The organism is Lysobacterales bacterium (genome assembly GCA_016703225.1).
Lineage (GTDB): Bacteria > Pseudomonadota > Gammaproteobacteria > Xanthomonadales > Ahniellaceae > JADKHK01.
Map to the genome: position 1 here is coordinate 365,548 of JADJCM010000002.1, position 10,039 is coordinate 375,586.

Sequence of the window (10,039 nt, forward strand, 5' to 3'; positions counted from 1 at the left end):
CCGCATCACGCCACCAGGAGAAGCACATGGCCGCAGGGAATCTTCTGTACGCGCAGTCGGGTGGCCCGACCGCAGTGATCAACGCCACCGCGGCCGGCGTGCTCGACGCCGCGCGCAAGCAGCGCAAGGCGATCGGCAAGGTGTTCGCTGCGCGCAACGGCATCCTCGGCGCGTTGCGCGAGCAGCTCTACGATCTGTCCGGCTTCGACGCCGCGCGCGCGCGGCAACTGCGCACCACGCCGGGCAGCGCCTTCGGCTCCTGCCGCTTCAAGCTCAAGGGCATCGACGAAAGCCGAGCCCATTACGAACGCCTGATCGAGGTCTGCCGCGCGCACGACATCCGCTACTTCCTCTACAACGGCGGCAACGACTCGGCCGACACCGCGAACAAGATCGCGCAGATCGCATCGCAACTCGGTTACGGGCTGCACTGCATCGGCGTGCCGAAGACGGTCGACAATGACCTGGTCCTCACCGACAACTGCCCCGGTTTCGGCTCGGCGGCGAAATACACCGCGATCTCCATGCTCGAGGCCAGCATCGACGTCGAGGCGATGTTTGATTCCTCGACCAAGGTGTGGAGGTGATGGGTCGCCATGCCGGCTGGCTCGCCGCTGCCGCCGGGCTCGCCGGCAAGAGCGCGGACGAGCCGCCGCAGATCATTCTGTTTCCGGAAGTGCCGTTCGACGAAGCGCGGTTCCAAGACGCGGTGAAGCGCAGCGTTGAGCGCAACGGCTACTGCTCGATCGCGGTGTCCGAAGGCGTGCGCTACGCCGATGGTCGCCTGCTCGCCGAGGCCGGCACGCGCGATGCATTCGGCCATGCCCAGCTCGGCGGTGCCGGCGAGTTGATCGCGAAACTCGTGCGCGACCGTCACGGTTACAAGTACCACTTCGCGGTGCCCGACTACCTGCAGCGCGCGGCGCGCCACATCGCCTCGAAGACCGACGACGAGCAGGCCTACGCGGTCGGCGTCGCGGCGGTGCAGTACGCCGCAGCCGGCATGAACGCGGTGATGCCGGTTATCCGCCGTGTGGCGCAGTCGCCGTACCGCTGGAAAATCGAGCCGGCCCCGTTGGCGAAGATCGCCAACCACGAAAAGATGATGCCGAAGAACTTCATCCGCGCCGACGGCTACGGCATCACCAAGGCCTGCCGCAACTACCTCGAACCGCTGATCGCCGGCGAAGCCTACCCGCCCTACGCCCGCGGCATCCCGAGCTACCTGCGCGTGCCGCGCAAGTTCGTCAAACGCAAACTCGTGGAGTATGTGATCGCGGACAAGTGATCGAAGGCCTTCCGATCGCTACGGCCTACTGGTCGCCGGCGCAGGTTTCGCCGATGTCGGGGCCGAAGACTCCACTCGCGAAGTCGCGTGGTCCCTGGTGGGCGAACACGCGCTCGAAGGCCTCGGTTTGCGCACGCAGCCGGGCGTGGTCGTCGACGCTGATTTCAGTCGCGAGCTCGGCAATGCGTTCATCGATGTCGTGATTCGTGGCCGCGTCGGCGAATCGGCGCAAGGCGAGGCCGGCGGCTGTGGCACGCACGGGGTTTCGTGTCACCGGCAGTTCGCCATACCGGGTCGCGATGTAGCCACGCGAGTAGGCGTGATAGAGCGCATGCAGCGCGGTCGGCTCGCCCGCCGCCGCAGCGCGCTCCAGGAAGGCCAACGCGTTTTCGCGATGGAAGACGATGAGGTCGGCCTGGGACAGTTTGAGCGTTTCCCCGAAAGGCGGCGACGTGGCGAAGCGCGCCATGGAAAGGGCATGGCCGAGTTGGGCTGCCTGGACCATGCGCGGCGCGACCTGGTTCATGTGATTCGCTGACAGTCCGCCGCAAATGGCGGCGCTGCGCTCGGCCCAGGCGCCGACGCGTTGCGACCAGACGATGATCTCGGTCTCGCTGCGGCTGGCGGCGGGCTGGCCCGAAGCCTGGTCGATCAACCATTGCTGCGTTTCCGGCAGCGTCGATGCGAACTGGCACAAGGCGAGGTCCCACGCCAGTCGGCAGGCGGCATCGACGTCGCCGTGGTCGGCGCGCTTGCCGAGTTCCTCGAACATGCCTTCGAGCGGCGTCGAACGTGGTGGAAGCGTGGATGCGGCAGCGACGGCGGCGGATAGGCTCGCCGGTACCGGCATCCGGGATTCCTCGGGCCAGGCCGCGCCGACTTCAGCCTTCCGGTTCTGTTCGCGCTGGCCGAGGCCCTGCCTCGAATCGGCAAGCGCAGTCGCCATCCGGTCGGACGGTGGCGTCCCCGAATCGGGAGCTGCAGCCGTTCTCGCACCCGCGGAATCGCCGATCCAGAAGACCGCAGCCAAAGCGCCAAGGACCGCAGCGGTGACAAGGGCCAAGATCCGGCGGTCGCGGCGAAGCAGGCGGTGGGAGGGATCGGGATTGGACATGGCGTCAGTCTGAGGATGCTTGCGTGGAGGTCAAGCTGCGGCGGGACGAGCGTACCCCACCGAGTGTTCGCCAGCGGCGATGTTCGTCAAGCGCAAGCTCGCGGAGTATGTGGTCGCGGACAAGTGATCGACGTGGCGGGCAGCATTCGGGTTACCATGCTCCGGCCGGAGGATTCCGGCCATTGCGCGGCAGACGGAGCTTGTATGGCGACGATCAAGAAGCGGACGAAAGCACCTGCACGCAAGTCCGCCGCGGTGCGTGAGCGGGTGACGGTCGTGCTCTCTCCCGAACAGGCGGTCCGGGCGTACTTTCGCGACCATCCGAAACCGGCGCGCGCCGGCCCGATCCGCGCCGCGGACACCGCATCTGGCCGTGGGCTGGTGAAGTTCCGGATGGGTGCCAGCGCACTCATGGTCGCCAAGGCGCGATGAGGCGTGGCGCGAGGGACTCGCCGGGTATTCATCAATTGCCCATTCGATTCCGCATGCTGGCCGCTGATGGAGGCGCTGGTGTTCGGGGTGGGATGCCAGTTGGTTGCTGGAGTGCAGGTGGTTTGCGCCGTGCTAGCCTTGCTTGGCATCGAGCGCCGACGTTCTTGGATGTTCTCGTGCCAAACGGTTGGGCGTTGGTGAATGGGGTGTTCCGATTCAACTTATGCGGGAGAGAGTGCGATGGCATCTGGAGTGCGAGTGTTCGCTGCGGTCGTTTTGTCGCTGTCTATCGTCGGTTGCTTCAACATGCCGACCCAGTCATCCCAGATCACAGGTTCGTACACATCCGGGTTGAAGTATGAGGAGTACGACTGCTCCAAGCTGAGTGTCGAATTTGATTCGCTGGCACGAAGGGAAAGCCAACTCGTTGTCGCGCAGGACCAGCGAGTCAAGTCCAGCAAGGCGCAGGCGTTTTGGTCGGGTGTGGGTGAAGGCGACGGAATTGAAGCTTCCGAGCTGGCCAACGTCCGCGGAGAGAAGGAAGCAGTTCGAAAGGCGATGGACAACAAGGGCTGCGGCGACGCGCCCGCCAACTGAGTCGCCGCCGATGCTGACGTGAGATCTGCAAGGCGCTGCGACTGTCAACTGCGTGTTGGGGATAGTGTGCTTCGGATAGAAGTGCCGGCTGGGGGCTTCTCTCCCGGGATCCTCGGTGTTCGCGGCCGCGCGCGCTCGATGAAGGCGTTCAGGCGGCGGTGTTCAGTGGTGTGTGTGGCGTCGAGGACGGTTGGTCGGACGAGGTGTGGAACGTACTCGCGGTGACGCCGGCGGGGTTCTCGTGAACCGGTTCGTCTCCGGCCGCGACAGTTACTTCGACTTCGGGATTGATGGCTGAGCCTGCGCTCCGGCGGCTGGCCGCCGGACGCCTCCGACCACCGCCGCGTTGAACTGCTGCGGTGGTCGGCGACGGGGCTTCCGGTAGTTTCGAGGACCGGTGCTATCTTCCGCTGCAGGCTTCGCCGCAGGCCTTTTCCCGGGCCGGACCATGATCCATCGCCATCTCAACCATCAGGATTTCACCCTCGCCGCGATCGATGATTTGATCGCGCGCGGGCGGCGTTCGGATTGGGCGGGGTTGTACCGGGCGTTGCTGGCCGATCCGGCCGTGGCTGCCAAGGTGTTGCAGGTCTGCGCGCCGAAGATCGTCGATCCCTATGCGCAGCGTTATCACTTCTGGAATGGCTATGTCTCGCGCCGACGCGCCTGATTGGGAACGCGTGATCTCCGCCGCCGCACACTTGCAGCGGATTTTGCCGGACGCGGTGCTGGTCGGTGGTACTGCGGCGGCGCTCTATGCCCGGCATCGGTTATCCAGTGACGCCGATCATGTGCTCGGTGATCTCCGAGCGCGCTTCGATGAAGTGCTGATGCAACTGGAAGCGGTCGCTGGTTGGAAGACGGCGCGCATCCAGCGGCCAGTGCAGATCCTCGGCAGCCTGGATGGCATCGAGACCGGCGTGCGCCAGTTGATCCGGACCGAACCGCTCGAAGCTATCCAGATCGACTGCAGCGGGGTGATGGTGACGGTGCCGACTGCAGCCGAGATGCTGCGCATCAAGGCGGTGCTCATTCTTCGCCGCAACGCCACGCGCGATTACCTCGATTTCGTCGCGCTTTGCGGAAAGCTCGGGGAGGAGGCAGCCGCCGCGGCGCTGGCGTCGTTCGATCGCCTGTATCCGCAGGACAACGGCGAGTCACCCCTGCAGCAGTTGCAGGTGCAACTGTCGAGCCCGCTGCCGTACGACCTGGAGCAGGTGAACCTCGGCGAGTACAAGCAACTCCGTCCCGAACTGCGCGATTGGCAGCTGGTTCGGCAGCGCTGCGCCGACGCCGCGTTCCTGATCATGGATCGCCTGATCGGACCGGCGGACGATGCTGCTGGTGCCAGTGTGGTGACAGCCGCGCGGTAACGTCCGGTTCCCGGCGCCGGTGCCGCACGCCACCACGGCCGGTTCGCGCAGGTTCTGCTAGCATGCCGGCCCTTCCGGGGGCTGCCTGCATCGAGGTGTTCGGGGTGACATGAGGTCGCCGCGAGTGCCGGGCATGCCATTTTCCCAGCCTGCACGAACGTCATGGATCCTCGCTTCACCCTCCACCATTGGGCTGCCTGGGCGCCGGGCCTGACTGATTCTGTCGCGTGGCAGGACTGGTTCGCGGCGCCGTGCGCGGTGGTTGGCGACGAAGCGCCTGCGCTCACCGAGATGCCGGCGATGATGCGGCGTCGGGTCGAGCGGTTGGGGCGTGCGGCGTTGCAGGTCGCGTATCGGGCGCTGCAGGGTGCGCCGGCTTGTGCCACGGTGTTCGCGTCGCGCTACGGCGACATGCAGCGCTCGGTCGATCTGATGCGGCAACTGGCGAACGACGGCGCGGTGTCGCCGACCGCCTTCAGCATGTCGGTGCACAACGCGTTCGCGGCGCTGTTCTCGATCGCGCGTGGCGACCGCTCCAACTACAGCGCGGTGGCGGCGGGTGCCGAGACCGCGGAGTGCGCCCTGGTCGAAGCCATCGGCCTGCTCGCCGAGGGCGCGCCCGAGGTGCTGGTGGTCTATTACGACGAACCACTGCCGGAGCCGCTGCAGGGTTTCTCGCCACCGGGCGAATTCCTGCGTGCCTGGGCCTGCCGCATCGGGCCGGCCACCGAGTCCGGCATCGGCTACACGCTGCAGGCGCCAGTTGCGACAACGGATGTCGACGCTGATGCTGATGCTGATGCTGATGCTGATGCTGATGCTGATGCTGATGCGACCGCCGCGATGCCCGCCGATCTGCAACTGTTGCGCTTTCTCACCGGCGCACAGGCATCGCACCGGCGCGTGGTCGAGGGCCGCCAGTGGCTATGGAGGCGCGCATGATCGCGCTGCTCGAGCGCGGCTGGCGTGTGATCGCCACCGGCATCGCGTTTTCCAGCTTCGGCATCGGCGGCCTTCTGCTGCGCCTGGTTTACTTTCCGCTGCTCGATCTTGGCGTGCGTGACCGCGCGCGCAAGGCGCGACTGGCGCGGGCGATGGTCAAGCGCAGTTTCGCCGCGCACATCGAGTTGATGCGCGTGCTCGGCATCCTGCGCTACACCATCAGCGGTGCCGAGAAGCTGCGCCGCGAGGGCCTGCTGATTCTGGCCAACCATCCGACCCTGATCGATGTCGTGTTCCTGATTTCGCTGGTGCCGAACGCCGACTGCGTGGTCAAGGCGCGGCTGGCGCGCAATTCGTTCACGCGCGGCCCGGTGCGCGCCACCAATTACATCTGCAACGACTCCGGCGCCGGCCTGATCGAAGACTGCATCGGTTCGATCCGCGCCGGCAGCAACCTGGTGATCTTCCCGGAAGGCACGCGCACGCCGCTGGATGGCCGCACGCGGCTGCAGCGCGGCGCCGCAAACGTGGCAGTGCGCGGTGGCATCGATGTCACCCCGGTGCTGATCGATTGCAGCCCGCGCAGCCTGACCAAGGGCCTGCCCTGGTGGCGAGTGCCGGCGCGGCGCATGCAGTTCAGCATCGAAGTGCGCGACGATATCGCCGTGCAGCCGTTCCTGGTCGCGGCCGAGGGCGAAGCCGCAATTGCGGCGCGGCGTTTGACGCATCACCTGCAATCCTATTTCGAGACGGAGAAACCCGCCCATGCTGGCGCTTGAAGACGAAATCAAATCGCTGATCATCGAGGCGGCGAATCTCGAGGACATCAGCCCCGCCGACATCGGCACCGAAGCGCCGCTGTTCGGCGAGGGCCTCGGGCTCGACTCGATCGACGCGCTCGAACTCGGTCTCGCACTGCAGCGTCGCTACGGACTCAGCCTGTCCGCCGACTCCGCCGAAACCCGGCGCCATTTCGCCAGCGTGCGCGCGCTCGCCGATTTCGTCGCCGCCGGCCGCAGCAAGTGATCCACGGAACCCCGCCATGACCCGACAAGAACTGTTCGACCAGCTCAGCGCGATCCTGCAGAAGTCCTTCGACATCAGCCCTGATCGGATCAAGCCCGAGTCGCGCCTGTTCGAGGACCTCGACATCGACAGCATCGATGCCGTTGACCTGATCGTGAAACTCAAGCCGCTGGTCGGCAAGCGCCTGCACCCGGACGCATTCAAGGCGGTGCGCACGCTCGACGATGTCGTCAACGCGTTGCAGGGCCTGCTGGACGAGCCCGCGGCGGGTTGAGCGCGCGATGCGCGTCGTGCTGGTTTCGCTGTTGATGCTCGCCTACCCGGGTCTGGTGTACTTCGGGCTGGCGCGCTTCGAGCCGCGCGTGCTGGCACTGCTGCTGGCGGCGGTGGCGCTGCTGCGCGCGCTGGCCACGCGCGAGCGCGTCTGGGTGGTGGCCGCAGCGGGCGGCATCGCGCTGTCGCTGATCGCCGCAGCGGCGAATGACGCGACTGCGCTGAAACTGTATCCGGTGCTGGTCAATGCCAGCCTGCTGGTGTTGTTCGCGGCCAGCCTGCTGCATCCGCCGAGCCTGATCGAGCGCCTGGCGCGGCTGCAGCAGCCCGATCTGCCGCCGGCTGCCGTGGCCTATACGCGCCGCGTCACCCAGGTCTGGTGTGGCTTCTTCGTGCTCAATGGTTCGATCGCGGCGTACACCGCGTTGTACGCGAGCGCCGCGCACTGGGCGCTGTACAACGGCCTGATCGCCTACCTGCTGATGGGCGTGCTGTTCGCCGGCGAATGGCTGGTGCGTCGGCGCGTGCGCGGGGTGGTCGCGCATGGCTGAGTTCATCGATCTTGACGCGCTGCTCGCGCGCGGTCGTGCCGCCGACGCGCGCTTCGCCCGGCGTGGCGGCAGCGACCTCGACTTCGCCTGGTTCGCCAACCGCGCCGCTCGCTGGCGCGATGCGTTTGCGCAGGTCGCAGGCCCGCGCGTCGCGATCTTCTTCGAGGACAGCGCCGAGTTCGCGGCGGCGTTGTTCGGTGCCTGGCATGCCGGCAAGCAGGCGGTGTTGCCCGCCGACGTCTTGCCCGACACCCTGGACCGGCTTCGCGCGCTGGTGGCGGCAGTGGCCGGCGATTTCCCCGCCGACGCGGCGCTGCAGCGCGTACACGCCGGCGACGTGGCGGACACTCTTGCGGCATGGTCGCCGCTCGCGGCCGATGCCATCGCCGTGCACGTGTTCACCTCGGGCTCGACCGGCACGCCGACGCTGATCGCCAAGACCGTCGCGCAACTGTGCGCCGAAGCCCGCGCGTTCGAGGCCGCGTTTGCGGCGCGCATCGGTGGCGGTTGCGTGCTGGCCGGCGTCACCCACCAGCACCTATACGGGCTCAGCTTCCGGCTGCTGTGGCCGCTGGCCGCAGGGCGGCCCTTCGCCAGCGCGCGTCTGCAGTTCCCGGAGGATCTGGCGGCGACGCTCGCGGTCACGCCGGATGCGGTGCTGGTTGCAAGCCCGGCGCAGCTGAAGCGGCTTCCCGAATCGCTCGACTGGACGCGCGCGCGCCAACAGTTGCGTGCCGTGTTCAGCAGCGGCGGACCCTTGCCCGATGCCGCTCTGCCGCTATGCGCGCACGTGCTTGGGCGCGTGCCGATCGAGATCTACGGCAGCTCGGAAACCGGCGCCGTGGCCTGGCGCGAGCGTCCGCTGCAGGCCGACGTTCCCTGGCAACCGCTGCCTGGCGTCGAATGGCGCATCGACGCCGAGCGACTGGCGCTGCGCGCGCCCTGGATCGCGGCGGACGAATGGCTGGAGAGCGCCGATCGTGTCGCCGCACGCGAGAGCGGCTTTGATCTGCTCGGGCGCGGCGACCGCATCGTCAAAATCGAGGAGAAGCGGGTGTCGCTGCACGGCATCGAGCACACGCTTGCCGCCAGCGGCCTGGTAGCCGAGGTGCGGGCTTTGGTGCTCAGCGGCGAGCGCGAGCGCATCGGTGTCGTCGTCGTGCCGAGCGAGGTAGGTTGGCAGTTGCACGATCACGGCGGTCGCCGTGCGCTCGCCGACGCGCTGCGTCAGCTGCTGCTCGGCACCCTCGAAGCGGTGGTGCTGCCGCGGCACTGGCGCTTCCCGTGGGCGCTGCCAATGAACGCCACCGGCAAGACCAGCGAAGCGGCGCTGCAACGGTTGTTCGATGCGCGCCGACCGCACGCGCGCCTGCTCGAACACAGCGCCGATGGCGCAAGCTTGCGCATCGAAGTGGCGGCATCCTCGCCGTTTTTCGACGGACATTTCGCGGGCGCGCCAATCCTGCCGGGGGTGACCCAGATCGACTGGGCGATCCGCTTCGCGCGTGAACTGTTCGCGCTGCCGACGGAGTTCGCGCGCATCGAGAACCTCAAGTTCCACGACTGGATCGGCGCCGCGACCGAGATCACGCTGACGCTGGAGCGCGCCGGCGCCGACGCCATCGCCTTCCGCATCGCCTCGGCGAAACGCAACCACGCCAGCGGCCGCATCCGCTTTGCGGCGGCGCCATGAAGTTGTGCGTGGTCATTCCGGTCTACAACCACGGCGACGCCATCGGCGGCGTGGTCGCGTCGGTGCTGCGCCACCGGCTGCCCTGCCTGATGGTCGACGACGGCAGCGAGCCCGGCTGCGCGCAGCGCATCCGCGAACTCGTCGCCGCGCATCCCGAAAACGTGTGCGCGCTGCGGCTCGATGTCAATCAAGGCAAGGGCGCCGCGATGCTGGCCGGCTTCCGCGAGGCGGGACGGCTCGGTTACAGCCACGCCCTGCAGATCGATGCCGACGGCCAGCACGACGGCGACGACCTGCCACGCTTCGCCGCGCTCGCCGCGCAGCATCCGCAAGCCGTGATCTGCGGCACCCCGGTGTACGACGCATCGGTGCCCAAGGGTCGCCTGTATGGCCGCTACCTCACCCATGTCTGGGTCTGGATCAACACCCTCTCGTTCGCGATCCGGGACTCGATGTGCGGCTTCCGCGTCTATCCGCTGGCAGAAACGATCGCACTGATTAATTCAGCTAGGATCGGCAAGAGAATGGATTTCGATACCGAAATTGCTGTCCGCCTTCATTGGTGTGGGCTCGAAATCATCAACATGCCGACCCGAGTGAGGTACCCTGCAGGCGGTGTTTCTCACTTCCGGTTGTTCCGCGATAACGCGTTAATTTCTCGCATGCACACCAGACTTTTCTTTGGAATGTTGTTGCGACTTCCGAAGTTGGTTATCAGGAATATTCGACGTGTTTATTAGTAGTGAAATT

12 protein-coding genes and 1 pseudogene are annotated in these 10,039 nt (G+C 66.8%); 12 read left to right on the forward strand and 1 reads right to left on the reverse strand.

Annotated features, from left to right (window positions below; translation table 11 throughout):
* Positions 1-26: 26 nt before the first annotated feature.
* Positions 27-1,288 (forward strand): annotated as a pseudogene (locus IPG63_10225) (6-phosphofructokinase).
* Between the two features lie 25 nt (positions 1,289-1,313).
* Here the strand turns inward: IPG63_10225 and IPG63_10230 are convergent.
* Positions 1,314-2,138, reverse strand: coding sequence for a hypothetical protein (locus IPG63_10230; GenBank protein ID MBK6727620.1), 825 nt, complete (start codon positions 2,136-2,138; stop codon positions 1,314-1,316).
* Between the two features lie 468 nt (positions 2,139-2,606).
* On the opposite strand from IPG63_10230, the gene IPG63_10235 reads away from it, so the two are divergent.
* The 11 genes from IPG63_10235 (at position 2,607) to IPG63_10285 (ending at position 10,029) form a co-directional block, all read left to right on the forward strand.
* Positions 2,607-2,834 carry a hypothetical protein gene (locus IPG63_10235; protein MBK6727621.1) on the forward strand — a complete coding sequence of 76 codons (228 nt, stop codon included), beginning with the start codon at positions 2,607-2,609 and terminating at the stop codon, positions 2,832-2,834.
* A gap of 240 nt (positions 2,835-3,074) precedes the next feature.
* On the forward strand, positions 3,075-3,431 hold the full coding sequence (locus IPG63_10240) for a hypothetical protein (GenBank protein ID MBK6727622.1): 357 nt from the start codon (positions 3,075-3,077) through the stop codon (positions 3,429-3,431).
* Positions 3,432-3,879: 448 nt separating this feature from the next.
* On the forward strand, positions 3,880-4,101 hold the full coding sequence (locus IPG63_10245) for a hypothetical protein (protein ID MBK6727623.1): 222 nt from the start codon (positions 3,880-3,882) through the stop codon (positions 4,099-4,101).
* The gene (locus tag IPG63_10250) at positions 4,073-4,804 is read left to right on the forward strand and encodes a hypothetical protein (protein ID MBK6727624.1); all 732 of its coding nucleotides are present in this window, start codon (positions 4,073-4,075) and stop codon (positions 4,802-4,804) included. Before IPG63_10245 ends, IPG63_10250 begins: the two co-directional genes overlap by 29 nt.
* Positions 4,805-4,966: 162 nt before the next feature.
* Complete coding sequence (locus tag IPG63_10255) at positions 4,967-5,746, forward strand: beta-ketoacyl synthase chain length factor (GenBank protein ID MBK6727625.1); 780 nt, start codon at positions 4,967-4,969, stop codon at positions 5,744-5,746.
* Positions 5,743-6,525, forward strand: coding sequence for a 1-acyl-sn-glycerol-3-phosphate acyltransferase (locus IPG63_10260; GenBank protein MBK6727626.1), 783 nt, complete (start codon positions 5,743-5,745; stop codon positions 6,523-6,525). The genes IPG63_10255 and IPG63_10260 overlap by 4 nt, the downstream gene beginning before the upstream one ends.
* Positions 6,512-6,772 carry an acyl carrier protein gene (locus IPG63_10265; GenBank protein ID MBK6727627.1) on the forward strand — a complete coding sequence of 87 codons (261 nt, stop codon included), beginning with the start codon at positions 6,512-6,514 and terminating at the stop codon, positions 6,770-6,772. Before IPG63_10260 ends, IPG63_10265 begins: the two co-directional genes overlap by 14 nt.
* Before the next feature lie 16 nt (positions 6,773-6,788).
* Positions 6,789-7,046 carry an acyl carrier protein gene (locus IPG63_10270; protein ID MBK6727628.1) on the forward strand — a complete coding sequence of 86 codons (258 nt, stop codon included), beginning with the start codon at positions 6,789-6,791 and terminating at the stop codon, positions 7,044-7,046.
* Between the two features lie 7 nt (positions 7,047-7,053).
* Positions 7,054-7,596, forward strand: coding sequence for a hypothetical protein (locus tag IPG63_10275; protein MBK6727629.1), 543 nt, complete (start codon positions 7,054-7,056; stop codon positions 7,594-7,596).
* Positions 7,589-9,289, forward strand: a complete 1,701-nt coding sequence (locus IPG63_10280; GenBank protein ID MBK6727630.1) for an acyl-CoA synthetase — start codon at positions 7,589-7,591, stop codon at positions 9,287-9,289. The genes IPG63_10275 and IPG63_10280 overlap by 8 nt, the downstream gene beginning before the upstream one ends.
* A complete protein-coding gene (locus IPG63_10285) occupies positions 9,286-10,029 on the forward strand; it encodes a glycosyltransferase family 2 protein (GenBank protein ID MBK6727631.1) in 744 nt (247 codons plus the stop codon). Before IPG63_10280 ends, IPG63_10285 begins: the two co-directional genes overlap by 4 nt.
* Positions 10,030-10,039: the final 10 nt, after the last annotated feature.

What these genes read in the sequence shown, in the direction of transcription:
- IPG63_10275 (MBK6727629.1), top strand. Translation starts at nt 7,054, where the DNA reads ATGCGCGTCGTGCTGGTTTCGCTGTTGATGCTCGCCTACCCGGGTCTG.
- IPG63_10265 (MBK6727627.1), top strand. Translation starts at nt 6,512, where the DNA reads ATGCTGGCGCTTGAAGACGAAATCAAATCGCTGATCATCGAGGCGGCG.
- IPG63_10255 (MBK6727625.1), top strand. Translation starts at nt 4,967, where the DNA reads ATGGATCCTCGCTTCACCCTCCACCATTGGGCTGCCTGGGCGCCGGGC.
- IPG63_10280 (MBK6727630.1), top strand. Translation starts at nt 7,589, where the DNA reads ATGGCTGAGTTCATCGATCTTGACGCGCTGCTCGCGCGCGGTCGTGCC.
- IPG63_10260 (MBK6727626.1), top strand. Translation starts at nt 5,743, where the DNA reads ATGATCGCGCTGCTCGAGCGCGGCTGGCGTGTGATCGCCACCGGCATC.
- IPG63_10270 (MBK6727628.1), top strand. Translation starts at nt 6,789, where the DNA reads ATGACCCGACAAGAACTGTTCGACCAGCTCAGCGCGATCCTGCAGAAG.
- IPG63_10285 (MBK6727631.1), top strand. Translation starts at nt 9,286, where the DNA reads ATGAAGTTGTGCGTGGTCATTCCGGTCTACAACCACGGCGACGCCATC.
- IPG63_10230 (MBK6727620.1), bottom strand. Translation starts at nt 2,138, where the DNA reads ATGCCGGTACCGGCGAGCCTATCCGCCGCCGTCGCTGCCGCATCCACG.
- IPG63_10250 (MBK6727624.1), top strand. Translation starts at nt 4,073, where the DNA reads ATGGCTATGTCTCGCGCCGACGCGCCTGATTGGGAACGCGTGATCTCC.
- IPG63_10245 (MBK6727623.1), top strand. Translation starts at nt 3,880, where the DNA reads ATGATCCATCGCCATCTCAACCATCAGGATTTCACCCTCGCCGCGATC.
- IPG63_10235 (MBK6727621.1), top strand. Translation starts at nt 2,607, where the DNA reads ATGGCGACGATCAAGAAGCGGACGAAAGCACCTGCACGCAAGTCCGCC.
- IPG63_10240 (MBK6727622.1), top strand. Translation starts at nt 3,075, where the DNA reads ATGGCATCTGGAGTGCGAGTGTTCGCTGCGGTCGTTTTGTCGCTGTCT.